This is a genomic window from Burkholderia sp. 567, assembly GCF_040545115.1.
In the GTDB taxonomy this organism is placed as follows: domain Bacteria; phylum Pseudomonadota; class Gammaproteobacteria; order Burkholderiales; family Burkholderiaceae; genus Burkholderia; species Burkholderia ambifaria.
On the sequence record NZ_JBEPLG010000011.1, the window covers coordinates 238,963 to 264,820 of the forward strand.

Sequence of the window (25,858 nt, forward strand, 5' to 3'; positions counted from 1 at the left end):
GCCAGCGCGCCCGGCCTTGTCGTTTTCGGGCCGGATGCAGCCGGCCCGGTTCGTCGGCTATTGACGCCGCCGTGGATGCCGCGCCACCGGTCAAGCGACCGCCGGACGACACCCGGGCCGCGTTCAGCCTATCTGCTCGAGCTCTTCGTGCACGGCGAGCCAGTCGGCCTCGACCGTCTCGAGCCGGCTATTGACCTCGCCGAGCTTGCGGATCGCGTCGGTTAGCTCCGTCTTGCGCGCGGCCTCGTAGCTTGCCGGATCGGCGACGAACGCATCGAGGCGCGCCTTCTCCGCGTGCAGCGTTTCCATTTCCTTTTCGAGCTTCGTGATGCGGTTCTGCAGCGGCTTTTTCAGCTGCGACAGGCGCTGGCGCTCCTCGGCCGCCTGGCGCTTCTGATCCTTGCGGTTGACGCCCGGATCGGCGCCCGTCGCCGCCGCGCCGTCGGCCTTCGCGGCCGCGCGCTGCTCGGCCGCGTGCTGCAGCAGCCAGTCGCGGTAATCGTCGAGGTCGCCGTCGAACGGCTGCAGGCGATGCTTCGCGACGAGCATGAACTGATCGGTGGTCGCGCGCAGCAGGTGGCGGTCGTGCGAGACGAGGATCAGCGTGCCTTCGAACTGCGCGAGCGCCATCGTCAGCGCGTGACGCGTTTCGAGGTCGAGGTGGTTGGTCGGCTCGTCGAGCAGCAGCAGGTTCGGCTTCTGCCAGATGATCAGCGCCAGCGCGAGCCGCGCTTTCTCGCCGCCGGAGAACGGGCCGACCGGGCTCGTCGCCATCTCGCCGGAGAAATTGAAGCCGCCGAGAAAGTCGCGCAGTTCCTGCTCGCGCGTGTCGGGCGCGAGCCGCGCGAGATGCGCGAGCGGCGAATCGTCCTCGCGCAGCGTTTCGAGCTGGTGCTGCGCGAAATAGCCGATCGTCAGGCCCTTGCCGTCGCGCACGTGGCCCGACAGCGGCGCGAGCGTGCCGGCCAGCGTCTTGATCAGCGTCGATTTCCCCTGGCCGTTCGCGCCGAGCAGGCCGATGCGCTGGCCGTTCTGGATCGACAGCGCCACGCGTTCGACGATCGGGATGTCCGTGCCGTCGTCGGCATGGTAGCCGCAGCGGACGTCTTCCATCACCATCATCGGGTTCGGCGCGGCGTCGGGCGTGCGGAACTCGAACGTGAACGGCGACGCGATGTGCGCGGGCGCGATCAGCTCCATCTTCTCGAGCGCCTTCATCCGGCTCTGCGCCTGCTTGGCCTTGCTGGCCTTGGCCTTGAAGCGGTCGACGAAGCTCTGCAGGTGCTCGATCGTCTTCTGCTGCTTTTCGTATGCGTTTTGCTGCAGCGCAAGCTGCTGCGCACGCAGCACTTCGAATTGCGAGTAGTTGCCGCCGTAGCGCTTCACCTGGCGATTTTCCAGATGCAGCGTGACGTTGCAGATCGAATCGAGGAATTCGCGATCGTGCGAGATCACGACGAGCGTGCCGGCGTAGCGGTGCAGCCAGTCTTCGAGCCAGACGATCGCGTCGAGGTCGAGGTGGTTGGTCGGTTCGTCGAGCAGCAGCAGGTCGGAGCGGCACATCAGCGCCTGCGCGAGATTCAGGCGCATGCGCCAGCCGCCGGAGAAGCTGGCGACCGACTCGCGCGTCTGCGCGAGCGTGAAGCCGAGGCCGAGCAGCAGCGCTTCGGCGCGCGCCGGCGCGGTATAGCCGTCGGCATCGGCGAATGCTGCGTGCGCGTCGGCTTCGGCCGCGCCGTCATGCGCGGCCGATGCGGCGGCGATGCGCGCCTCGATCTCGCGCAGCGCGGTGTCGCCGTCGAGCGTGTAGTCGAGCGCCGAGCGGTCGACCGCGGGCGTTTCCTGCGACACGTGGGCGATCCGCCACGACGGCGGCATCGAGAAATCGCCGGCGTCGGAATGCAGCTCGCCGCGCAGGACCGAGAACAGCGTCGACTTGCCGGCGCCGTTCGCGCCGATCAGGCCGGCCTTTTCACCGGGATTGAGCACGAACGAGGCCGACTCGAACAGCGGTTTGGTGCCTCGAGCAAGGCTGAACTGATTGAAACGGATCACGGCGGGAATGACTGACGAAAACCGCTATTCTAGACTGCGCGCGCGTCGCTCCGGATATCGGTCGAACGGCAGATGCCGCAACGGCGCGATTTCGCCTAGACTCCACGTCGTTCCGGTCTCATCAAAGGAGTGCCCGATGTCCACCCTCTATTCGTTCAGCGCGGAGACGCTCGCCGGCGAGCCGGCGTCGCTCGACGCGTATCGCGGCAAGGTGCTGCTGATCGTCAATACCGCGAGCGAGTGCGGTTTCACGCCGCAGTATGCGGGCCTGCAGAAACTGTACGAGCAGTACGCGGCGCGCGGCTTTTTCGTGCTCGGCTTTCCGTGCAACCAGTTCGGCAAGCAGGAGCCGGGCGACGCCGCGCAGATCGGCGCGTTCTGCGAGCGCAACTACGGCGTCACGTTCCCGATGTTCGCGAAGGTCGACGTGAAGGGCGACCATGCGCATCCGCTGTATCGCTATCTGACCGACGAGGCGCCCGGTATTCTCGGCCTGAAGGCGATCAAGTGGAATTTCACGAAATTCCTGGTCGACCGCGACGGGCGGATCGTCAAGCGCTATGCGCCGTCGACGAAGCCCGAGGAAATCGCCGCGGATATCGACAAGCTGCTGTAACGCCGTGGAGCAGCGAGCGGGGCGTCTGGCCCGCGACCGCGGTGTCGGGCCGGATGGGGCGAAAGCGGGCGGCGCCATCCGGGCGACGGCGGCCCGGTGCTCGCGCGGGCGCCACGGACGCTACAGGATGGGTGCGAACAGGCGCGCGACATGCATGGCGATGCGCCGCCACGCGGGCGAGTGCCGATACTCGTTCGCATCGACCTCGTAGGACTGCGCGAAATCGGCGTCGAGCATGGCCCCGACTTCTTCGGCGAACGCGTGATCGACGGTCAGCACCATGATTTCGAAGTTCAGCCGGAACGAACGGTTGTCTAGATTCGCGCTGCCGACTGCGGCCGCGATGCGATCGATCAGCACGACTTTCTGGTGCAGGAAGCCGGGCCGGTAGCGGAACACCTTGACGCCTGCGTCGATGAGATCGCGCGCATAGAGCTTCGACGCCTCGAACACGACGTAGTGGTCGCGCCGGCACGGGATCAGGATGCGCACATCGACGCCGCGCATCACCGCGAGCTTGAGCGCGGCGATCACCGCTTCGTCGGGTATGAGATACGGCGTCGTGATCCACACCCGTTCGTGCGCGGCGTTGATCGCGCCGACGAAGAACAGCGAGCCGGTTTCCTGCTTGTCGGCCGGGCCCATCGGCACGGCGAGGCAATGCATCGCGTCGCCGGGCTGCGCCTCCGGCGGCGCGGCGAGCGGCGGAAGCGTCTGCGTGGCCCAGTGCCAGTCTTCGGCGAACACGTACTGAATGCTGGCGACCACCGGGCCGCGGATTTCGATATGGGTGTCGCGCCACGGCGACAGACGCCGGTTCGCGCCGAGATATTCGACGCCGACGTTGTGTCCGCCGACGAACGCGCGATTGCCGTCGACGACGACGATCTTGCGATGGTTGCGGAAGTTGAGCTGGAAGCGGTTGACGAACTTGCGGTGGGTCGCGAACGGGTGGACCTCGACGCCGCCGCGGCGCAGCGTGTCGACGTAGCTGTGCGGCAGGTCGAAGCAGCCGATGCTGTCATACAGCAGGTAGCAGCGCACGCCGGCTGCCGCGCGCGCGAGCAGCGCGTCGCGCAGCATCAGGCCGAGCGCGTCGACGCGCACGATGAAGAACTGGACGAACACGTATTCGCGCGCCGAGTCGATCGCCGACAGGATCGCCTCGAACGTCGCATCGCCGTTGACGAGCGTGCGCACCGAATTGCCGCCGACGAACGGCATCCCGCCGAGCCGCGTGAGCGCGAGCACCGCAGCGCGGCCGATCGCGTCGGCCGCCGGCCCGTTGGTTGCGTCCGCATCGAGCCACGGCACGCGCGGCGTATGCGTGCGCAACGCTTCCATTTCGTGGCGCCGTGCGTCGACGTAGCCGGAGAACTTGCTGCGACCGAGGAACAGGTAGGGGACGAGCGTCAGGTACGGCATCGCGGCGAGCGACACGGCCCACGCGATCGCGCCTTGCGACGTGCGCGTGTTCATGAGCGCGTGACACGCCGCGACGATCCCGAGCACGTGGACGGCCAGGATCAGGGTGCCGAGATGTAGCCAGTCGAGGGTCATGGGCGCGTGACGGACTCCTGAAGTCGTGCGGCGCGACGGCCGCTTACGCGCATCTTACCCAACCGTGCGGGACAGCGGTTTGCCGTGCCGCACGGTTGGGGCCGCGGCGTGCCGTCAGGCCTTGCGCGGCAGGTCCGACGCCTGGATCAGGAACACCGTGTCGTCGCCCGCGCTGGTGGGCAGCCACGTGAGTTCGAGCCCGCCGAACGCGGCTTCGACGTGCTCGCGCTCGTTGCCGATCTCGACGACGAGCACGCCGTCGTCGTGCAGCCACTTGTGCGCTTCCGAGATGATGCGCCGCACGATGTCCATGCCGTCCTCGCCGCCCGCGAGCGCCATCTCCGGCTCGTGCCGGTACTCGGGCGGCAGGGCGGCCATCGACGTCGCGTTCACGTACGGCGGGTTCGTCAGGATCACGTCGTAGCGCGCGTCGGGTTCCGCGCGGAACGCGGGCAGCGGCGCGTAGAGGTCGCCACGATGCAGCGTGATGCGATCGTCGAGGCCGTAGTCGCTCACGTTGATCCGGGCGACTTCGAGTGCCTTGTCGGACAGGTCGACCGCGTCGATCTCGGCATTCGGGAACGCGCTGGCGGCGAGGATCGCGAGGCAGCCGGAGCCGGTGCACAGCTCGAGCACCGCGCCGACCTGCTCGGGGTCGGCGACATACGGCTGCAGCCCGTCGTCGAGCAGCTCGCCGATGAACGAGCGCGGCACGATCACGCGCTCGTCGACGTAGAAGCGGTGGCCGTGCATCCACGCTTCATGCGTGAGGTACGCGGCCGGCACGCGTTCGGTCGCGCGCCGTTCGATCACCGCGAGCACGGCCGCGATTTCATCGGGCAGCAGCCGCGCATCGAGGAACGGCTCGAGCGTGTCGAGCGGCAGGTCGAGCGTGTGCAGCACGAGGTACGCGGCTTCGTCGTACGCGTTGTCCGAGCCGTGGCCGAATGCGAGCTTGGCCTTCGAGAAGCGCGTGACCGCGTAGCGCAGCAGGTCGCGAATAGTTGCAAATGGTGTCGTCATGCGAGGCTCCGTCAGGCGATCAGTTGTTCGAGCACGCGTCGGTACACGTTCTTCAGCGGGTCGACGAAGCGCACGTCGATGTGCTCGTCGATCTTGTGGATGCTGCCGTTCGGCGGGCCGAACTCGATCACCTGCGGGCAGATGCGCGCGATGAAGCGTCCGTCGGACGTGCCGCCCGTCGTCGACAGCTCGGTCGTGAGGCCGGTCTCGGCGCGAATCGCGTTCTCCAGCGCGTTCGACAGGTCGCCGCGCGGCGTGAGGAACGGCAGGCCGCTCACCGACCACTTCAGCGTGTATTCGAGGCCGTGCTTGTCGAGGATCGCATGCACGCGTGCCTGCAGGCCCTCGACGGTGCTCGCCGTCGAAAAGCGGAAGTTGAACATCAGGTCCGCGTGGCCGGGGATCACGTTGGTCGCGCCGGTGCCGGCATGCAGGTTCGACACCTGCCAGGTGGTCGGCGGGAAGTATTCGTTGCCTTCGTCCCACTGTTCGGCGGCGAGTTCGGCGAGCGCCGGCGCGAGCAGGTGGATCGGGTTCTTTGCGAGGTGCGGGTATGCGATGTGGCCCTGCACGCCCTTGACGACCAGCTCGCCCGACATCGAGCCGCGGCGGCCGTTCTTCACGACGTCGCCGAGCTCCGTGGTCGAGGTCGGCTCGCCGACGATGCAGTAGTCGACGCGTTCGCCGCGCGCTTCGAGCAGTTCGACGACCTTCACGGTGCCGTCGGTGGCCGGGCCTTCCTCGTCGCTCGTGATCAGGAACGCGATCGCGCCGCGGTGGCCGGGGTGGGCCGCGACGAATTCCTCGGACGCGACGACGAACGCCGCGAGCGACGTCTTCATGTCGGCCGCGCCGCGGCCGTACAGCTTGCCGTCGCGATGCGAGGGGATGAACGGCGGCGAGGTCCACTGCTCGAGCGGGCCGGTCGGCACGACGTCGGTGTGGCCCGCGAACGCGAGCAGCTTGCCGTCGCGGCCGTCGGCGCCGCCCTTGACGGCCCACAGGTTGGTCACGCCGTGCGACGCGATGGTCTCGCATTCGAAGCCGAGCGCGGCGAGGCGCTCGGTCATGAGCTGCTGGCAATGCTGGTCGTCGGGCGTGACGGACGCGCGGGCGATCAGCTGTTCGGTAAGGGCTAGGGTGGCGGACATGGTTCGGACCACTTTCGATAAAAAATGCCGGCGCGGTGGCCGGCAGTGACGAGACGTCGGGCTGCACCCGGGGGCGCAGCGCGGGCGGCCCTAGGCGGCAAACAGCGCCGCGTACTGATCGGCCACGAAGCCGAGCGATTTCACGCGACCGTTGACGACGAGCACGGGACGCTTGATGACCGACGGCTTGTGGATCATCAGCGCGACCGCGCCGGAGCGCGTTTCCGCGGCCGCCTTCATCGCATCGTCCAGGCCGCGCCACGTCGTGCCGCGCTTGTTCACGAGCGCGTCGAGCGACACGTCCTTCAGCCAGTCCTCGACGAGCGGCGCGCTGACGCCGAGCTTCTTGAAGTCATGGAACTCGAACTCGACGCCGTGATCGTCGAGCCACACGCGGGCCTTCTTCACGGTGTCGCAGTTCGGAATGCCGTAGACGACCACAGTGTGCGGCTTGGCCATCAGTCGCCTCGCAGCAGCTCGTTAAGGCCGACCTTCGCGCGGGTCTTCGCGTCGACCTTCTTCACGATCACCGCGCAGTACAGGCTGTGCGAGCCGTCCTTCGACGGCAGGTTGCCGGCCACGACGACCGAGCCGGCCGGGATGCGGCCGTAGCTGACTTCGCCCGTTTCGCGATCGTAGATCTTGGTGCTCTGGCCGAGGTACACGCCCATCGAGATCACCGAGTTTTCCTCGACGATCACGCCTTCGACGACTTCCGAGCGCGCGCCGATGAAGCAGTTGTCCTCGATGATGACGGGGTTCGCCTGCAGCGGCTCGAGCACGCCGCCGATGCCGACGCCGCCCGACAGGTGCACGTTCTTGCCGATCTGCGCGCACGAACCGACCGTGGCCCACGTGTCGACCATCGTGCCTTCGTCGACGTACGCGCCGATGTTGGTGTACGACGGCATCAGCACGACGTTCTTCGCGATGAACGAGCCGCGGCGCGCGATGGCCGGCGGCACGACGCGGAAGCCGCCCGCGGCGAAGTCTTCAGCGGTGTAGTTCGCGAACTTCGACGGCACCTTGTCGTAGAACTGCGAGTAGCCGCCGGCCGGCATCGGCGCGTTGTCCTCCAGGCGGAACGACAGCAGCACGGCCTTCTTCAGCCACTGGTGCACGGTCCAGTTGCCGTCGATCTTCTCGGCGACGCGCAGTGCGCCACGGTCGAGTTGCTCGAGCGCATGAGCGACGGCTTCGCGGACGTCGGCGGGCGCGGCCTTCGGCGACAGCTCGGCGCGGTTTTCCCAGGCGGTATCGATGATTTGCTGAAGTTGTTGCGACATGTTCGTTTTCGCAGGAGAGGAATGGAATTGATCGGGATGGACGTCTTACCGCGCGAGAGCTTGGCAGAAATCGACGATGCGTTGCGCGCCCTCGACGCATTCGGGGGTGCCCGCGACGAGCGCGATCCGGATGAAATCGCGGCCCGGATTCGTGCCGTGCGCGTCGCGCGCCAGGTACGAGCCGGGCAGAACCGTCACATTATAGTCGGCGTACAGGCGGCGGGCGAACTCGGTGTCCGACAGCCCGGTGCGCGCGACGTTGGCCCACAGGTAGAACGCGGCGTCGGGCAGCGTCACGTCGATCACGTCGGCGAGCATCGGCGTGACCGTGTTGAACTTCTGCAGGTACAGCGCGCGGTTCTCGCGCACGTGCGCCTCGTCGTTCCACGCGGCGATGCTCGCGTGCTGCCAGACCGGCGACAGCGCGGCGCCGTGGTACGTGCGGTACAGCAGGAATTTCTTGAGCAGCGCGGCGTCGCCGGCGACGAAACCCGAGCGCATGCCCGGCACGTTCGAGCGCTTGGACAGGCTCGACAGCATCACGAGGCGTTCGAAGCCGCGGCCGAGGCGGTGCGCGGCCTCGAGGCCGCCGAGCGGCGGCGCCGCTTCGTCGAAATAGATTTCCGAATAGCACTCGTCGGACGCGATCACGAAACCGTGGCGGTCCGACAGCGCGAACAGCTCGCGCCAGTCGTCGAGCGTCAGCACGGCGCCCGTCGGGTTGCCCGGCGAGCACACGTACAGCAGCTGGGTGCGCGCCCACACCTCGTCGGGCACGGCCGTGTAGTCGCACGCGAAGTTGCGCGCCGGGTCGCTGTTCGCGAAATAGGGTTCGGCACCGGCCAGCAGCGCCGCGCCTTCGTAAATTTGATAGAACGGATTCGGACAGAGTACGATCGCCTTCTCGCCGTCCGCGCTCGCGCGCGAGTCGATCACCGTCTGCGCGAGCGAGAACAGCGCCTCGCGCGACCCCGACACGGGCAGCACTTGCGTGGCCGGATCGATCGCCGGCAGCCCGTAGCGGCGTTCGAGCCAGTGCGCGATCGACGTGCGCAGCGCGTCCGAGCCGGCCGTGGCCGGGTACGACGCGAGGCCGTCGAGCGCGGCCACCACGGCGTCGCGGATCAGCGCCGGCGTCGGATGCTTGGGCTCGCCGATGCCGAAGCTGATCGGTTTCAGGCTGGCAGCCGGGGTCACGTCCTTGAACAGGGCGCGCAGCTTTTCGAAGGGATAGGGCTGGAGCGAGTCGAGTCGAGGGTTCACGGGCGAAGCGGCCGTCGCGGCCGGTTTTGGAGCAAAAAGGGGCGGCGCAGGTGCCGCACGGCTGCGAACGGGCGCCGATGGCGCGCGGCTCGCAGCGGACGATTATAGCGTGACGCAATGCGGTCACGGCCCGCCGGAACGGCGGCCGGGCCGGTCGAATATAGGGTATCGAACCAAATGAATAACGCGGTACGCGGCAGCCTGCCGACGCTGGCCATCCTGATCGGCGCTTCGGTATGGGGCTTGATCTGGTATCCGCTGCGCATCCTTGCGTCGCTCGGCCTCACGGGCACACTCGCGAGCGCGCTGACGAGCCTCGTCGCTTTCCTGTTCGTGATCGTCGTGCGCCACCGCACGATCGCGACGCTGCGCTGGCACTGGGTGCTGCCGGGCATCGCGATCACGGCCGGCGTGACCAACCTCGGCTTCGTGTGGGGCACGATCCACGGCGAAGTGCTGCGCGTGATGCTGCTGTTCTACCTGACGCCCGCTTGGACCGCGATCTACGCGCATTTCCTGCTGCGCGAGCGCCTGACCTGGGCCGGCGCGGGGCTCGCGGCGCTGTCGATCGGCGGCGCGATGCTGATGCTGTGGTCGCCGACGCTCGGCGTGCCGCTGCCGGCCAACCCGGCCGAATGGGCGGGGCTCGCGGCCGGCCTGAGTTTCGCGATGAGCAACGTGCTCGTGATCAAGGCGAGCCGCGAGCTGCCGGAGATGCGCGCCGAGATGCGCACCGCGACGCTGTTCGGCGGCGCGGCGGTGTTCGGCGCGATCGCGTCGCTGTTCGAGGGGCTGCCGGCCGCGCCGGCCGGCGCCCAGCTCGGCACCGCCGCGCTGATCATCGTCGCGATCGGCGTGACGGTCGCGGTCAACAACCTGCTCGTGCAGTACGGGCTTGCGCGCGTGCCGGCCAACCGCGCGGCGATCATCATGCTGTTCGAGATCGTGATCACCGCGCTGTCCGCATGGGTGTTCGCGAGCGAACTGCCGAGCGCGCGCGAGTGGGCGGGCGGCGCGTGCATCGTGCTGGCGACGCTGCTGTCGAGCCGGGTCCATCGTGCCGCGCCGGCACGGGGCAAACCCGGCGACGGGCGGGACGGCGCACGCGCGATGGTATGATGGAAGCCGTTTGCGGGGCCCAACGCTGGATGCGCGCGGCCCCGCTTTTGAATTCCGGGGCGCATCGCGCACACGGGCCGTCCGGCCCCGCGCGTCGCGGCCCGTTCCGTTTCACACCTTCTTCACATCCGATACCGCCGTGCGTCTGAGCTCGATCAAACTCGCTGGCTTCAAATCCTTCGTCGATCCCACGCATTTCCAGGTTCCGGGCCAGCTAGTCGGCGTGGTGGGCCCGAACGGGTGCGGCAAGTCCAACATCATCGATGCCGTGCGCTGGGTGCTCGGCGAGTCGCGCGCGTCCGAGCTGCGCGGCGAGTCGATGCAGGACGTGATCTTCAACGGCTCGACCGCCCGCAAGCCCGGCAGCCGGGCAAGCGTGGAGCTGATCTTCGACAACTCCGACGGCCGCGCGGCCGGGCAGTGGGGCCAGTACGGCGAGATCGCCGTGAAGCGCGTGCTGACGCGCGACGGCACGTCGAGCTACTACATCAACAACCTGCCGGCGCGCCGCCGCGACATCCAGGACATCTTCCTCGGCACGGGCCTCGGCCCGCGTGCGTACGCGATCATCGGCCAGGGCATGATCGCGCGGATCATCGAGGCGAAGCCGGAAGAGCTGCGCGTGTTCCTCGAGGAAGCCGCGGGCGTGTCCAAGTACAAGGAACGCCGCCGCGAGACCGAGAACCGCCTGCACGACACGCGCGAGAACCTGACGCGCGTCGAGGACATCGTCCGCGAACTCGGCGCGAACCTCGAGAAGCTCGAGGCGCAGGCCGTCGTCGCCAACAAGTACAAGGAACTCGTCGCCGACGGCGAGGAGAAGCAGCGCCTGTTGTGGCTGCTGCGCAAGAACGAGGCCGCGAGCGAGCAGCAGAAGCAGCAGCGCGCGATCGAGCAGGCGCAGATCGACCTCGAGGCCCAGACGGCCCGGCTGCGCGAGGTCGAGTCGCAGCTCGAGACGCTGCGGGTCGCGCATTACTCGGCGAGCGACGCGATGCAGGGCGCGCAGGGCGCGCTCTACGAGGCGAACGCGGAAGTGAGCCGCCTCGAGGCCGAGATCAAGTTCATCGTCGAATCGCGCAACCGCGTGCAGGCGCAGATCGCCGCGTTGAACGCGCAGCGCGAGCAATGGCGCGCGCAGGCCGAGAAGGCGCAGGATGAGCTCGAGGAAGCCGAGGAAGCGCGCGCGATGGCCGACGAGAAGGCCGCGCTCGCCGAAGACAACGCGGCCGCGAAGCACGACGCGCTGCCGGCGCTCGAAGCGAAGTGGCGCGATGCGCAGGCGCAGCTCAACGACGAGCGCGCGCGCATTGCGCAGACCGAGCAGTCGCTGAAGCTCGAGGCCGCGCACCAGCGCAATGCCGACCAGCAGCTCCAGCAGCTTCAGCAGCGCCACGAGCGCCTGAAGTCCGAGGCGGGCGGGCTCGATGCACCGGACGAAACGCAGCTCGAAGAATTGCGCATGCAGCTCGCCGAGCAGGAAGAGATCCTCGCCGAGGCGCAGGCGCGTCTTGCCGATGCGCAGGAAGCGCTGCCGCGTCTCGACGGCGAACGCCGTGCCGCGCAGGAGCGCGTGCAGGCCGAAAGCGCGCAGATCCACCAGCTCGAGGCGCGGCTCGCCGCACTCAAGCAGTTGCAGGAGAACGTGCAGACCGAAGGCAAGATCCAGCCGTGGCTCGACAAGCACGAACTCGGCGCGCTGCCGCGCCTGTGGAAGAAGCTGCACGTCGAAGCGGGCTGGGAAGCAGCGCTCGAGGCCGTGCTGCGCGAGCGCCTCGCCGCGCTCGAAGTGTCGAACCTCGACTGGGTGAAGGCGTTCGCGACCGATGCGCCGCCCGCGAAGCTCGCGTTCTACGCGCCGCCGGCCGCCGGTGAACCGCCGGCCGTCGCGGCCGGGCTGCGCCCGGTGCTGTCGCTCGTGCGCATCGACGATGCAGGCATTCGTGCGGTGCTGAACGACTGGCTGGGCAACGTGTACGTCGCCGACGACATCGCACAGGCGCTCGCGACGCGTGCGCAGCTGCCGGCAGGCGGCGCGTTCGTCGTCAAGGCCGGCCACATCGTCACGCGCGTCGGCGTGCAGCTGTACGCGGCCGACTCGGAGCAGGCCGGGATGCTGGCCCGCCAGCAGGAAATCGAGAACCTGGCCCGCCAGGTGCGGGCGCAGGCGCTGCTCGCCGACGAGGCCCGCACGGCCGCGGTGCGGGCGGAAGCCGCGCACACGCAGGCCACGCAGGCGCTCGGCGACGTGCGTGCGCAGGCCGAACGCGCGACGCAGCGCGTGCACGCGCTGCAGATGGACGTGCTGAAGCTCGTGCAGGCGCATGAACGCTACACGCAGCGCAGTACGCAGATCCGCGAGGAACTCGAGGAAATCGGCGCGCAGATCGACGAGCAGCGCGCATTGCGTGCCGAATCGGAAGCGAACTTCGAGCGTTTCGACGGCGAACTCGCGGAATTGCAGGCGCGCTTCGAGGACAACCAGCTCGCGTTCGAAGCGCTCGACGAATCGCTGACGCACGCGCGCCAGGAAGCGCGCGACCTCGAGCGCGGCGCGAACGACGCGCGCTTTGCCGCGCGCAACGCGGTCACGCGGATCGACGAGCTCAAGCGCAGCATCCAGGTCGCGCACGAGCAGAGCGAGCGCGTCGCCGCGTCGCTGGAAGACGCGCGCGCCGAACTCGAAACGATAAACGAGCAGACCGCGCACACGGGGCTGCAGGACGCGCTCGAAATTCGCGCGGTCAAGGAAGAAGCACTGCAGGCCGCGCGGATCGAACTCGACGACCTGACCGCGAAGCTGCGCGCGTCGGACGAGCAGCGTCTCGTCGCCGAGCGTTCGCTGCAGCCGCTGCGCGACCGCATCACCGAGCTGCAGTTGAAGGAGCAAGCCGCGCGCCTGTCCGTCGAGCAGTTTGCCGAGCAGCTCACGACAGCCGAGGTCGACGAGGAAGCGCTGCGCGAGAAGCTGACGCCGGACCTGAAACCGTCGTACCTGCAGGGCGAGGTCACGCGCCTGAACAACGCGATCAACGCGCTCGGCCCGGTGAACATGGCCGCGCTCGACGAGCTGAAGGCCGCGAGCGAGCGCAAGGTGTTCCTCGATGCGCAGTCGGCCGACCTGACCGATGCGATCACGACGCTCGAGGACGCGATCCACAAGATCGACCAGGAAACCCGCACGCTGCTGCAGGGCACCTTCGACGAGGTCAACCGTCACTTCAGCGACCTGTTCCCGCGCCTGTTCGGCGGCGGCCAGGCGAAGCTGATCATGACGGGCGACGAAATCCTCGACGCGGGCGTGCAGGTGATGGCGCAGCCGCCTGGCAAGAAGAACGCGACCATCCACCTGCTGTCGGGCGGCGAGAAGGCGCTGACCGCCACCGCGCTGGTGTTCGCGATGTTCCAGCTGAACCCGGCGCCGTTCTGTCTGCTCGACGAGGTCGACGCGCCGCTCGACGACGCGAACACCGAGCGTTTCGCGAATCTCGTGCGCGCGATGTCCGACAAGACGCAGTTCCTCTTCATCTCGCACAACAAGATCGCGATGGAGATGGCGCAGCAACTGATCGGCGTGACGATGCAGGAGCAGGGCGTGTCGCGGATCGTCGCGGTGGACATGGAAACCGCCGCGGGTTTTGCCCAGAATTGACGTTTGACGAAACCGGACCGCGTTCGCGCGGCGCATGGGCGCCCGTTCGCGGGTCCGACGAAAAAGAATTGCTGATGGAGCGTGCATGGACGAGTTGACACTCGGTTTGATCGGCGCCGGCGCCGTCGTGGTGGGCGGCGTCGTGGTCTACAACGCGTGGCAGGGCGCGAAGGTGCGGCGCAGGATGCCGCGCCCGATGCCGGAAGAGGCGGCCGAGGCGATGAATCGCCCCGAGCGCGACGAGGAGCTGCCGTTCATCGAGCCGGTGCGCCAGCCCGCGCGCCGCGAACCCGCGGCGCCGGCGGCTGCCGCCGCGAGCACGCCGGCTGAAGCAGCGCGCGTCGAGCCGACCTTCGGCGGTGCGGCGCCTGCCGACATGCCGGCCGATCTGCAGGCCGAGGCCACCGGGGGCGACACGCCGTCGGAATCGGCCGAGCCGGCCAGGCAGTCCGTCGACGCAGGTTCGGTCGCCGCCGCAAGTGAAGCGCCGGCCGGCGACGCATCGAACGAGGCGGCCGAACCCGTGCTGCCGGCCGCGACGACGATCTCGTCGGCACCGCCCGCGATCGTCGACCGCCGGATCGACTGCATCGTGCCGATTCGCCTCGGCGGCCCGCTGCCGGGCGACAAGATCCTGCCGGCCGCGCAGCGGCTGCGCCGCGCGGGCAGCAAGCCCGTGCATATCGAAGGCAAGCCGGAAGGCGGCCAGTGGGAACTGCTGCAGAACGGCGTGCGCTATGAAGAACTGCGCGCGGCCGCGCAGCTCGCGAACCGCAGCGGCGCGCTGAACGAGCTCGAATTCTCCGAGTTCGTGACGGGCGTTCAGCAGTTCGCCGATGCGATCGACGGCGCACCGGAATTCCCGGACATGATGGAGACGGTCGCGATGGCGCGCGAGCTCGACGGCTTTGCCGCGCAGTGCGACGCGCAGCTGTCGATCAACGTGATGTCGGACGGCGCGCCGTGGTCGGCGAACTACGTGCAGGCCGTCGCATCGCAGGACGGGCTGCTGCTGTCGCGCGACGGCACGCGTTTCGTGAAGCTCGACGCGAAGCAGAACCCCGTGTTCATGCTGCAGTTCGGCGACACGAACTTCCTGCGCGACGACCTGACGTACAAGGGCGGCAACATGATCACGCTGGTGCTCGACGTGCCGGTCGCCGAAGAGGACATCCTGCCGTTCCGGCTGATGTGCGACTACGCGAAGTCGCTGTCCGAGCGGATCGGTGCGCGGGTCGTCGACGATTCGCGCCGGCCGCTGCCGGAATCGACGCTCGTCGCGATCGACCAGCAACTGATGAAGCTGTACGCGAAGCTCGAGGAAGCGGGTATCCCGGCCGGTTCGCCGGTCACGCGTCGCCTGTTCAGCCAGTAACGCGTCTCGCGGGCGGTGGCCATCCGCGCCGCCGTCCGTCGCTGCACTGCCGCACACACGCCGCCTGTGTGCGCTGCAGCCGGCTCGCGCGGCACGCATCGCGTGCCCCCGTCGCGGCGTCAAACTGAGATAATCGAACATCCGATTTTTCAGAATGAAACTGCCGCCAGCATGGCCCGAACCCAAGCCGAACCGCCAGCCAGCCAGCCCGACGCGCGTGCCGCGTGGCTGCGCGACCAACTCGAGCGGGCGAATTACGCCTACTACGTGCTCGACCAGCCGGATCTGCCCGACGCCGAATACGATCGACTGTTCGGCGAGCTGCAGCAACTCGAAACCGATCATCCCGACCTCGTGACGCCCGACTCGCCGACGCAGCGCGTCGGCGGCGAAGTGGCCGGCGGTTTCACGCCGGTCGTCCATGATGCGCCGATGCTGTCGCTGAACAACGGCTTCGCCGACGAGGACATCGCCGCGTTCGACAAGCGCGTCGCCGATGCGCTCGGCAAGACGACCGATCTCGCCGGCTCGGTGACGGACCCGGTCGAATATGCGTGCGAGCTGAAGTTCGACGGGCTCGCGATCTCGCTGCGCTACGAGCACGGCGTGTTCGTGCAGGCGTCGACGCGCGGCGACGGCACGACCGGCGAGGACGTGACCGAGAACGTCCGCACGATCCGCTCGATCCCGCTGAAGCTGAAGGGCGCGCACGTGCCGGCCCTGCTCGACGTGCGCGGCGAGGTGCTGATGTTCAAGCGCGATTTCGCACGCCTGAACGAACGCCAGCGCGCGGCCGAGCAGCGCGAATTCGCGAACCCGCGCAACGCGGCGGCCGGCAGCCTGCGCCAGCTCGATCCGAAGATCACCGCGCAGCGTCCGCTGTCGTTCTTCGCGTACGGGATCGGCGTGCTCGACGGGATGCCGATGCCGGACACGCACAGCGCGCTGCTCGACTGGTACGAGTCGTTCGGCCTGCCGGTGAACCGCGAGCGCGCGGTCGTGTACGGCGCCGACGGCCTGCTCGGCTTTTTCCGCAAGGTCGGCGAGAAGCGCGAGTCGCTGCCGTACGACATCGACGGCGTCGTCTACAAGGTGAACCGGCGCGACGAACAGGATCGCCTCGGCTTCGTGTCGCGCGCACCGCGCTTCGCGCTCGCGCACAAATTCCCCGCACAGGAAGCGCTGACCAGGCTCGTCGCGATCGACGTGCAGGTCGGCCGCACGGGTGCGATCACGCCGGTCGCGCGGCTCGAACCCGTGTTCGTCGGCGGCGCGACGGTGACCAACGCGACGCTGCACAACGAGGACGAAGTGCGCCGCAAGGACATCCGGATCGGCGATACCGTGATCGTGCGGCGCGCGGGCGACGTGATCCCCGAAGTCGTCGGCGCGCTGCTCGATCGCCGGCCGGACGATGCGGCCGAATTCGTGATGCCGACCGAGTGCCCGGTGTGCGGCTCGAAGATCGAGCGGCTGCCGGACGAGGCGATCGCGCGCTGCACGGGCGGCCTGTTCTGCCCGGCGCAGCGCAAGCAGGCGCTGTGGCACTTCGCGCAGCGTCGCGCGCTCGACATCGACGGGCTCGGCGAGAAGATCATCGACCAGCTCGTCGAACTGAATCTCGTGCGCACGCCGGCCGACCTGTTCAATCTCGGTTTCGCGACGCTCGCGGAACTCGACCGGTTCGCCGAGAAGTCCGCACAGAATTTGCTCGACTCGCTCGAGAAGGCGAAGCACACGACGCTCGCGCGCTTCATCTACGGGCTCGGCATTCGCCATGTCGGTGAATCGACCGCGAAGGATCTCGCGAAGCACTTCGGGTCGCTGACCCCGATCATGGACGCGTCGATCGAGGAACTGCTCGAAGTCAACGACGTCGGGCCGATCGTCGCCGAGTCGATCCACCAGTTCTTCGCGGAAGAACACAACCGCACCGTGATCGAGCAACTGCGCGCCCCCGGCAAGGTCACGTGGGCCGAAGGCCCGCCCGCGCCGAAGGCGCCGCAGGGCGTGCTGGCCGGCAAGACGGTCGTGCTGACGGGCACGCTGCCGAATCTCACCCGCGACGCGGCGAAGGAGATGCTCGAAGCGGCGGGCGCGAAAGTCGCGGGCTCGGTATCGAAGAAGACGGATTACGTGGTCGCGGGCGCCGACGCCGGCAGCAAGCTCGCGAAGGCCGAGGAACTCGGCATCCCCGTACTGGACGAAGACGGACTGCACCAACTCCTGGAGGGCAATACCCCATGATTCGCGAGATCCTGAAGATGGGCGATCCGCGCCTGCTCGAAGTCGCCAAGCCGGTCGCGCAGTTCGACACGCCGGAGCTGCACGAGATCGTCGCGGACATGTTCGAGACGATGCATCACGCGAACGGCGCGGGCCTCGCCGCGCCGCAGATCGGCATCGGGCTGCAGCTCATCATCTTCGGCTTCGGCAGCAACAACCGCTATCCGGACGCGCCGCCCGTGCCCGAGACCGTGCTGATCAACCCGAAGCTCGAGTACATGCCGCCGGACATGGAAGAGGGATGGGAAGGCTGCCTGTCGGTGCCGGGCATGCGCGGCGTCGTCAGCCGCTATGCGAAGGTGCGCTACAGCGGTTACGACCAGTTCGGCGCGAAGATCGACCGCGTCGCGGAAGGCTTCCACGCGCGGGTCGTCCAGCACGAATACGACCACCTGATCGGCAAGCTGTATCCGATGCGGATCACCGACTTCACGCGCTTCGGCTTCACCGAGGTGCTGTTCCCGGGGCTCGATCCGACCGACGACGACTGATCGGTACGCGGCGGTGCGTGCCGTCGTCGTGACGGAAACGAAAAAGCCCGCATTGCGCGGGCTTTTTCATTGCAGGGCACGCCGTGCGTGCCTGCCGTCAGAACGACTCGTCGGGCGACAGGTAGCGCCATTGCCCTTGCGGCAGCGCGCCGAGCATCACGCGGCCCATCCGCACACGCTTCAGGCCGATCACTTCGAGACCGACCAGTTCGCACATCCGGCGGATCTGGCGCTTCTTGCCTTCACGCAGCACGAAACGCAGCTGTTCGCCGTTCTGCCAGCTCACCATCGCGGGCTTCAGTGCGACACCGTCGAGTTCGAGGCCGTGGCGCAGCTTCGCGAGCGATTCGGCGGGGAAGTGCTGGTCGATGTCGAGCAGCCGTTCGCCGAAGCGCACACGCACCAGGTACTCCTTGTCGATGTCCGACTGCTCGCCGATCAGCTGCTTCGCGATCCGGCCGTTCTGCGTCAGCACGAGCATGCCGGTCGAATCGATGTCGAGCCGGCCGGCCGGTGCGAGCGCGTGCAGATGCTGCGGCGAGAAGCGCAGCGGCGAGCGGTCGCCGCTCCACTGGTTCGCGCGCGTGATCAGCACCGACGCGGGCTCGTAGCCGTCTTCCGCCTGACCGGACACATAGCCGACCGGCTTGTGCAGCAGGATCGTCACCTGTGCGGCCTGCGCGGCACTCGCGCGCTCGTCGATCTCGATCTTCTGGTCGGGACGGACCTTGGTGCCGAGCGTGTCGATGCGTTCGCCGTCGACGAGCACCCAGCCTTTTTCGATCCATTCGTCGGCTTCGCGGCGCGAGCACAGGCCGAGCTCGGACATGCGCTTCGACAGGCGCATCAGGCCGGTTTCGTCGCCGTGATCGATGTCGGGGGCGCGGTGCTTGACCGGTTGTGCGGTCTTCGGCGCGGTGCCGGTCGAGCGGCGCTCGCCGAAGCTGCGCTTTTCGCCGTAGCCGGTTGCCTTGTCGCGATAGGGGGCGCGTGCGCCGCCTTCGGCGCCTGCGCGGCGCGGGCGCGTATCGTCGTCGCTGCGGCGTGCCGGGCGATCGGTCGACGTACGACGTTCGCCGAAGCTGCGCTTCGGCGCATCGCCGGTTGCCTTGTCGCGATACGGTGCGCGTGCGCCGCCTTCGGCGCCTGCGCGGCGCGGGCGTGCATCGTCGTCGCTGCGGCGTGCCGGGCGGTCGGACGGCGTACGGCGTTCGCCGAAGCTGCGCTTCGGTGCGTCGCCGGTTGCCTTGTCGCGATACGGCGCGCGTGCGCCGCCTTCTGCGCCTGCGCGGCGCGGCCGTGCGTCGTCGTCGCTGCGGCGTGCCGGGCGGTCGGACGATGCACTGCGTTCGCCGAAGCTGCGCTTCGGTGCATCGCCGGTTGCCTTGTCACGATACGGTGCGCGTGCGCCGCCTTCGGCACCTGCGCGGCGCGGCCGTGCATCGTCATCGCTGCGGCGAGCCGGACGGTCGGACGGCGCACGGCGTTCACCGAAGCTGCGCTTCGGCGCATCGCCGGTTGCCTTGTCGCGATACGGCGCGCGTGCGCCGCCTTCGGCGCCTGCACGGCGCGGCCGCGTATCGTCATCGCTGCGGCGTGCCGGGCGGTCGGACGATGTACGGCGATCGTCGAAACTGCGCTTCGCGCCTTCGCCGGTTGCCTTGTCGCGATACGGTGCGCGTGCGCCGCCTTCTGCGCCTGCACGGCGCGGCCGCGCATCGTCGTCGCTGCGACGAGCCGGGCGGTCGGACGACGTACGGCGTTCGCCGAAGCTGCGCTTCTCGCCGTAGCCCTCTGCCTTGTCGCGATACGGCGCGCGGGCACCGCCTTCGGCGCCCGCGCGGCGCGGCCGCGCATCGGGCTGGCCTTCGGCGCTGCGATACGGACGCGCGGGACGCGCGTCGCCGCGCTCGGCACCGCCGTCACGCGGTGCGCGCTTCGCCGGCGCGCGATCCGCACCCGGGCGTTCCGCGCCGCGCGGCTTGAACGCGCGTTCGCCGGCGGCTGCCGGCGCGGCGGCCTTCTTCGGGCGCGGCGGCTTGTCGGCCGCGGGCGGCCCGGCGGGGCGCACCGCCTTGCGAGCGACGAGGCTGCCGGAGCGGACGGGTGCGCGGGTCGGCGACGCCGGACGCGGATTCTTGACGGTTAATTTGGTGCGCATAAACGCTGGGATTCATTCAGACTGCGATCGCGCGCAGCAATTCGGTTTCGAGCTGGATCTGCAGGCGGTTGTCGGACAGGCCGGCACCATCGAGCAGGAAGATGTCCTCGACGCGTTCGCCGAGCGTATTGATCCGCGCCGCGTGGACGCCGACCTGATGCTCGGCCAGTACGCGCGCGATCGAATAGAGGAGGCCCGGCCGGTCGTTGGCGGACACGGACAGGATGTAGTACTGGCCGCGCTCGTCGGCCCGAAGGTCGACGCGCGGCGTGATCGGAAACGTCCGGGACAGCCGCGACAGGCGGCCCTTGGACGGCTCCGGCAGCGGCGCGGTCTCGGCAAGGCGCGTCGCGAGCTGCTGTTCGACGAGATTCGCGATGTCGCGATAGCGCACGTCGCGTTCGGTCTGCGTGACGATGAAGTTGTCGAGCGCATAGCCATGCCGCGTGGTGCTGACGCGCGCATCGAGCACGGAGAGTCCGTTGCGGTCGAAGTACGCGCAGATGCCCGCGAACAGGTCGGGGCGGTCCTTCACGTACACGAGCACCTGCAGCGCGTCGCCGATCGGCGACGGCCGCGCGCGGACGATCGCCGTCTCGGCGTTCACGTGCCGGTACAGCACGCGCGTCTGCCATGCGATGTCGGCCGCGTCGTGACGCAGGAAGAAGCCGACGTCGAGCTGATCCCACAGCGCGCGGTGCGCGTCTTCGGGCACGGTCTCGAGGCGCAGCAGCGCGAGCGCCTGCTCCTGGCGCGACTTCAGTTCCGAATGCGCATCGGGGTTGGCGCCGCCGAGCACCGCGAGCGTGATGCGGTAGAGATCCTCGAGCAGCTTGCCCTTCCAGGTGTTCCACACCTTCGGGCTCGTGCCGCGGATATCGGCGACGGTCAGCAGGTAGAGCGCGGTGAGGTAGCGTTCGTTGCCGACGACTTCCGCGAAGCGCTTGATGACCTCGGGGTCGCTCGTGTCCTGCTTCTGCGCGACCTGGCTCATCGTCAGGTGATGCTGGACGAGCCACACGATCAGCGCCGCGTCGTCGCCGGTGATGCCGTGCTCGCGGCAGAAGCGCCGCGCGTCGGCCATCCCGAGCGTCGAATGGTCGCCGCCGCGGCCTTTCGCGATGTCGTGGAACAGCGCGGCGACATACAGCACCCACGGGCGCTCGAAATTGCCGATCAGCTGGCTGCAGAACGGGTATTCGTGCGCATGCTCGGCCACCGCGAAGCGGCGGAGGTTGCGCAACACCATCAGGATATGCTGGTCGACCGTATACACGTGGTACAGGTCGTGCTGCATCTGGCCGACGATGCGGCGGAAATTCAGCAGGTAGCGGCCGAGCACGCTCGTCTGGTTCATCAGCCGGAATGCATGCGTGATGCCTTCGGGCTGCTGCAGGATCTGCATGAACGTGCGGCGGTTCTGCGGATCGCGCCGCCACGTGTTGTTCATGATCTCGCGCGAGTTGTACAGCGCGCGCAGCGTGCGGGCGGACAGGCCCTTCACGCCGCGGGTCACCTCGTACAGCAGGAAGGCTTCGAGGATCGCGTCGGGATGGCGTTCGAACACGCCGTCGTCGACGATCTCGAGCATGCCCTGCTTCTCGACGAAACGATCGGGCGACAGCACGCGCGTGATGCCGCTCGTCGCGGGGAACAGCTGCGCCTCGATGTTCTGGATCAGGATCGTCGCGAGCTGCGTGACCGCCTTCGCGGCCCAGTAGTAGCGACGCATCAGTTGCTCGCTCGCGCGCTTGGCCTGCGTCGGCCGGTAGCCGAAGCTCTCGGCGGCCTGCGTCTGCAGGTCGAACACGAGCATGTCCTGGCGGCGGCCGGCGATCACGTGCAGCCGCGCGCGCAGCGTCTTCAAGAATCCTTCGTTGCGGCGCAGCTCGCGCGCTTCGCGCTCGGTAATGAGCCCGCGCGTGTCGAGCTCGCGCCAGCTGCTGCCGAAGCCGGCCGCGCGCGCGATCCACAGGATCGTCTGCAGGTCGCGCAGGCCGCCGGGGCTTTCCTTCACGTTCGGCTCGAGGCTGTACGGCGTGTCCTGGAACTTCGCGTGGCGCTGGCGCATCTCGAGCACCTTCGCGGTGAAGAACGCGCGGGCGTCGAGCGCCTCGTGATACCGCACGGTGAAGCGCTCGAACAGCGCGGTGCTGCCGACGATGCGGCGCGCCTCGAGCAGCGAGGTCTGCACGGTGACGTCCTGCGACGCTTCCTCGATGCATTGCGCGACCGTGCGCACGCTGCTGCCGATCTCGAGGCCGAGATCCCACGCCATCCCGATGAAGCGCTCGATGCGCGCGTCGAGCGCCGGGTCGTGCGCGTCGGGCAGCAGCACGAGGATGTCGACGTCGGAGTAGGGCGCGAGCTCGCCGCGTCCGTAGCCGCCCACGGCGACGAGCGCGAGCGTCGCGGGCACGCCGCACTCGTCCCACACGCGCTTGAGCGCATCGTCGGTGAGTTTCGACAGCGCGTGCATCAGCGACGCGACGTTCGCCGCGCTGCGAAAGCGCTCGAGCATGTCGGCCTTGGCGGCCTTGAATTCGGCGCGCCGCGACAGCGCTTCGGACGAGGGGGCGGCGTGAGCGCTCATGGGTGGCCGTTCAGGTCGGGGGCGGGCAAGGCGGGCAGGCGGGCGCGACGGCGCTCAGACCGCGGCGGCCGGTTGCGCGAACACCGGGCGGGCCGGCGTGCCGGCCGACACGGTCAGCACCTCGTAGCCCGTCTCGGTGACGAGCACGGTGTGCTCCCATTGCGCGGACAGGCTGCGGTCACGCGTCTTGACCGTCCACTGGTCGGGCATCGTGCGGATGTCGCGCTTGCCGGCGTTGATCATCGGCTCGATCGTGAAGATCATCCCGGCCTTCAGCTCGATGCCGGTGCCCGGACGGCCGTAGTGGACGACCTGCGGATCTTCGTGGAACACCGTGCCGATGCCGTGGCCGCAGTATTCGCGCACGACGCTGTAGCCTTGCGCTTCCGCATGCTTCTGGATCGCGTAGCCGATGTCGCCGAGGTGCGCGCCGGGCTTGACCTGGTCGATGCCGAGCCACATGCACTCGTAGGTGGTCTGCACGAGGCGCTTCGCGAGGATCGAGCCCTCGCCGACGATGAACATCCGGCTGGTGTCGCCGAAGTAGCCGTTCTTGATCACGGTGACGTCGATGTTCAGCGCGTCGCCGTTCTTGATCACCTTCTCGCCCGGAATGCCGTGACAGATCACGTCGTTGACCGAGATGCAGGTGGCCTTCGGGTAGGGCGGGTAGCCGGGCGGCTGATAATTCAGCGGCGCGGGGATCGTGCCCTGCTCGTTGAGCATGAATTCGTGACAGAGCCGGTCGAGTTCGCCGGTCGTGACGCCCGCGACGACGTGCGGCGTGATGAAGTCGAGCACTTCGCTCGCGAGACGGCAGGCGACGCGCATCTCGGCGATGTCGTGTTCGTTTTTGAGCGTAATAGCCATCGAGGTATGCCTGGAATGCGGTGAATTGACGGATTATCGCACCTTATGGCTGGCCTCGCAGCCCCTGCCGGCGGTGCCGATGCGGGTTTTCGGGGATTGTCCGGCCCGCTGCCGCGCGGCAAGCGAAAGTGGCGGGCGACTTGAGACTCGACAAATCGGCGTGCTATACTCTTTGGCTAAGTCGACATCCAAATGCCGAATATGCCCCGATTTGGGGCGGCATGGCGATGAAAGGCTTGTGGCACGCGCATTTTCGCACGTGCCGAATCGCAAGCCGGCGCAACCAAGGGTGCCGGCCGCGCGGAACGAAGGTCCTTCGGGGCGCGTTCGCGCGGCGGTACGGCAGCCGGCTTAAGACCCAACCCTCGTGGAGAATTTACATGGCAGTTACGATGCGCCAAATGCTGGAAGCGGGTGTCCACTTCGGTCACCAGACGCGCTTCTGGAACCCGAAGATGGCTCCGTTCATTTTCGGTCACCGCAACAAGATTCACATCATCAACCTCGAAAAGACGCTGCCGATGTTCACGGACGCACAGAAGTACGTGCGTCAGCTGGCAGCGAACCGCGGCACGATCCTGTTCGTCGGCACGAAGCGCCAGTCGCGTGACACGATCGCCCAGGAAGCGCAGCGCGCGGGCATGCCGTTCGTCAACGCACGCTGGCTCGGCGGCATGATGACCAACTTCAAGACGCTGAAGGTATCGATCAAGCGCCTGAAGGACATGGAAGCGGCAGTCGAGGCAGGTGAGCTCGAGAAGATGAGCAAGAAGGAAGCGCTGCTGTTCGAACGCGAAATCGCTAAGCTGCAGAAGTCGATCGGTGGCGTGAAGGACATGGGCGGCATTCCGGACGCAATCTTCGTCGTCGACGTCGGCTACCACAAGATCGCCGTCACGGAAGCGAACAAGCTGGGCGTGCCGGTCATCGCCGTGGTCGACACGAACCACTCGCCGGAAGGTGTGGATTACGTGATCCCGGGTAACGACGACTCGAGCAAGGCAGTCGCGCTGTACGCTGAAGGCGTGGCCGACGCGATCCTCGAAGGCCGTGCGAACGCGGTCAACGAAGTGGTCCAGGCGGCGCGCGGCGACGACGAGTACGTCGAGGAAAACGCGTAACTGGCCCCGAGCCGGCGCAAAAAGGGGGCTCTCAACAGGCCCCCTTTTTTTAAGCTTGTGCGCCGGACCTGATCGCGCCGAATCGGCGCGGGTCCGGAAACGATTTTCGGCCGTTCGCGTCCAAGCGGGCGGCGTGGTGAATACAGACTCAAGGAGCGAATGATGGCGGCAATTACCGCAAGCATGGTGGCAGAACTGCGCGCAAAGACCGACGCACCGATGATGGAGTGCAAGAAGGCGCTGACGGAAGCCGACGGCGACCTGGCCAAGGCTGAAGAGCTGCTGCGCGTCAAGCTCGGCAACAAGGCGAGCAAGGCGGCATCGCGCGTGACGGCCGAAGGCGTCGTCGCCTCGTTCGTCGGCGGCAATGCAGGCGCGCTGGTCGAACTGAACTGCGAAACCGACTTCGTCGCGAAGAACGACGATTTCCTCGCATTCTCGAAGACGGTTGCAGAACTCGTCGCGACGCAGAACCCGGCTGACGTGGCTGCGCTGTCGGCGCTGCCGCTCGAAGGCTCGACGGTCGACGCAGTGCGTCTGGCACTGATCGGCAAGATCGGCGAGAACGTCTCGATCCGCCGTTTCGTGCGCTTCGAAACCGCGAACAAGATCGCGACGTACCTGCACGGCGCGCGTATCGGCGTGATCGTCGAGTACACGGGTGCGGACGAGCAGGTCGGCAAGGACGTCGCGATGCACATCGCCGCGATGAAGCCGGTCGCGCTGTCGTCGGCCGACGTGCCGGCAGAGCTGATCGACACGGAACGCCGCGTGGCCGAGCAGAAGGCTGCGGAATCGGGCAAGCCGGCTGAAATCGTCGCGAAGATGGTCGACGGCAGCGTCCAGAAGTACCTGAAGGAAGTGTCGCTCCTGAACCAGACGTTCGTGAAGAACGACAAGCAGACGATCGAGCAGATGCTGAAGGCCGCGAATTCCACGGTGCAGAAGTTCGCGCTGTTCGTCGTCGGCGAAGGCATCGAGAAGCGCCAGGACGACTTCGCCGCCGAAGTGGCCGCGCAAGTCGCAGCAGCAAAGCAGCAGTAAGCAGTCAGGCAGTATCCGCGGCGGGCGTCCGCTCCGCCGCGGCCGGCGGCGGGGGGCGCGGGCCCGGGGCCCCCCGCCCCCCCCCGGGGGCGCGGGGGGCGGGGGCGGGGCCCCCCCCGCCCCCGGGGCGCGCCCCCCCCCCCCGGGGCCGGGCGCGTCGGGGGCCCCGGGGAGGCCCGCCGCCCCCCCGCC

18 protein-coding genes are annotated in these 25,858 nt (G+C 68.1%); 8 read left to right on the top strand and 10 right to left on the bottom strand.

Translation table 11 applies throughout. The annotated features are described in order from the left end of the window. Positions 1–123: 123 nt before the first annotated feature. The gene (locus ABIC50_RS28330) at positions 124–2,055 is read right to left on the bottom strand and encodes an ATP-binding cassette domain-containing protein (protein ID WP_011657299.1); all 1,932 of its coding nucleotides are present in this window, start codon (positions 2,053–2,055) and stop codon (positions 124–126) included. 136 nt (positions 2,056–2,191) lie between these two features. Here ABIC50_RS28330 and ABIC50_RS28335 point away from each other — a divergent pair, with 136 nt between their 5' ends. After that, positions 2,192–2,671, top strand: a complete 480-nt coding sequence (locus ABIC50_RS28335; protein ID WP_011657298.1) for a glutathione peroxidase — start codon at positions 2,192–2,194, stop codon at positions 2,669–2,671. A 120-nt stretch (positions 2,672–2,791) separates the two neighbouring features. Here the strand turns inward: ABIC50_RS28335 and cls are convergent, their stop codons facing one another. From cls to dapC, 6 genes are all read right to left on the bottom strand, one after another. Further along, a complete protein-coding gene (cls, locus tag ABIC50_RS28340) occupies positions 2,792–4,231 on the bottom strand; it encodes a cardiolipin synthase (protein WP_175704488.1) in 1,440 nt (479 codons plus the stop codon). A gap of 114 nt (positions 4,232–4,345) precedes the next feature. Next, positions 4,346–5,254: a 50S ribosomal protein L3 N(5)-glutamine methyltransferase gene (gene prmB, locus ABIC50_RS28345; RefSeq protein WP_012364144.1), complete on the bottom strand. Its 909-nt coding sequence runs from the start codon at positions 5,252–5,254 to the stop codon at positions 4,346–4,348. An 11-nt stretch (positions 5,255–5,265) separates the two neighbouring features. Then, complete coding sequence (dapE, locus tag ABIC50_RS28350; RefSeq protein ID WP_354168174.1) at positions 5,266–6,405, bottom strand: succinyl-diaminopimelate desuccinylase; 1,140 nt, start codon at positions 6,403–6,405, stop codon at positions 5,266–5,268. Positions 6,406–6,495: 90 nt separating this feature from the next. After that, entirely contained in the window at positions 6,496–6,864 is a 369-nt protein-coding gene (locus ABIC50_RS28355; protein WP_006755454.1) for an ArsC family reductase, read from the bottom strand. After that, complete coding sequence (gene dapD / locus ABIC50_RS28360) at positions 6,864–7,691, bottom strand: 2,3,4,5-tetrahydropyridine-2,6-dicarboxylate N-succinyltransferase (RefSeq protein WP_175791582.1); 828 nt, start codon at positions 7,689–7,691, stop codon at positions 6,864–6,866. The genes ABIC50_RS28355 and dapD overlap by 1 nt, the downstream gene beginning before the upstream one ends. Positions 7,692–7,736: 45 nt before the next feature. Next, complete coding sequence (dapC, locus tag ABIC50_RS28365) at positions 7,737–8,954, bottom strand: succinyldiaminopimelate transaminase (protein ID WP_354168176.1); 1,218 nt, start codon at positions 8,952–8,954, stop codon at positions 7,737–7,739. A gap of 177 nt (positions 8,955–9,131) precedes the next feature. On the opposite strand from dapC, the gene ABIC50_RS28370 reads away from it, so the two are divergent. The 5 genes from ABIC50_RS28370 to def all read left to right on the top strand — a co-directional run bounded on the left by ABIC50_RS28370 (position 9,132) and on the right by def (position 17,877). Further along, complete coding sequence (locus tag ABIC50_RS28370) at positions 9,132–10,073, top strand: DMT family transporter (protein WP_354168178.1); 942 nt, start codon at positions 9,132–9,134, stop codon at positions 10,071–10,073. Positions 10,074–10,212: 139 nt separating this feature from the next. Next, positions 10,213–13,725, top strand: coding sequence for a chromosome segregation protein SMC (gene smc, locus ABIC50_RS28375; protein ID WP_354168180.1), 3,513 nt, complete (start codon positions 10,213–10,215; stop codon positions 13,723–13,725). Positions 13,726–13,810: 85 nt separating this feature from the next. Further along, positions 13,811–15,100: a cell division protein ZipA C-terminal FtsZ-binding domain-containing protein gene (locus ABIC50_RS28380; protein ID WP_354168182.1), complete on the top strand. Its 1,290-nt coding sequence runs from the start codon at positions 13,811–13,813 to the stop codon at positions 15,098–15,100. Positions 15,101–15,271: 171 nt separating this feature from the next. Then, the gene (ligA, locus tag ABIC50_RS28385; RefSeq protein WP_354168184.1) at positions 15,272–17,347 is read left to right on the top strand and encodes an NAD-dependent DNA ligase LigA; all 2,076 of its coding nucleotides are present in this window, start codon (positions 15,272–15,274) and stop codon (positions 17,345–17,347) included. Beyond that, positions 17,344–17,877 (top strand): peptide deformylase, encoded by a 534-nt coding sequence (gene def, locus ABIC50_RS28390; protein ID WP_011657288.1) that lies wholly within the window; start codon positions 17,344–17,346, stop codon positions 17,875–17,877. The genes ligA and def overlap by 4 nt, the downstream gene beginning before the upstream one ends. Positions 17,878–17,974: 97 nt before the next feature. On the opposite strand, the gene ABIC50_RS28395 is transcribed toward def, so the two are convergent. From ABIC50_RS28395 to map, 3 genes are read right to left on the bottom strand one after another with little or no spacing between them, the layout of a single operon-like run. Next, positions 17,975–20,038 carry a pseudouridine synthase gene (locus tag ABIC50_RS28395; protein ID WP_354168185.1) on the bottom strand — a complete coding sequence of 688 codons (2,064 nt, stop codon included), beginning with the start codon at positions 20,036–20,038 and terminating at the stop codon, positions 17,975–17,977. 16 nt (positions 20,039–20,054) lie between these two features. Next, positions 20,055–22,631 carry a [protein-PII] uridylyltransferase gene (locus tag ABIC50_RS28400; RefSeq protein WP_354168187.1) on the bottom strand — a complete coding sequence of 859 codons (2,577 nt, stop codon included), beginning with the start codon at positions 22,629–22,631 and terminating at the stop codon, positions 20,055–20,057. A 54-nt stretch (positions 22,632–22,685) separates the two neighbouring features. Then, a complete protein-coding gene (map, locus tag ABIC50_RS28405) occupies positions 22,686–23,501 on the bottom strand; it encodes a type I methionyl aminopeptidase (RefSeq protein ID WP_011657285.1) in 816 nt (271 codons plus the stop codon). Positions 23,502–23,881: 380 nt separating this feature from the next. Between map and rpsB the strand changes: the two genes are divergently transcribed. Both rpsB and tsf read left to right on the top strand, forming a co-directional pair. Then, positions 23,882–24,622 carry a 30S ribosomal protein S2 gene (gene rpsB / locus ABIC50_RS28410; protein WP_006752149.1) on the top strand — a complete coding sequence of 247 codons (741 nt, stop codon included), beginning with the start codon at positions 23,882–23,884 and terminating at the stop codon, positions 24,620–24,622. A gap of 162 nt (positions 24,623–24,784) precedes the next feature. After that, entirely contained in the window at positions 24,785–25,666 is an 882-nt protein-coding gene (tsf, locus tag ABIC50_RS28415) for a translation elongation factor Ts (RefSeq protein ID WP_006752150.1), read from the top strand. The last annotated feature ends 192 nt before the right edge of the window (positions 25,667–25,858 follow it).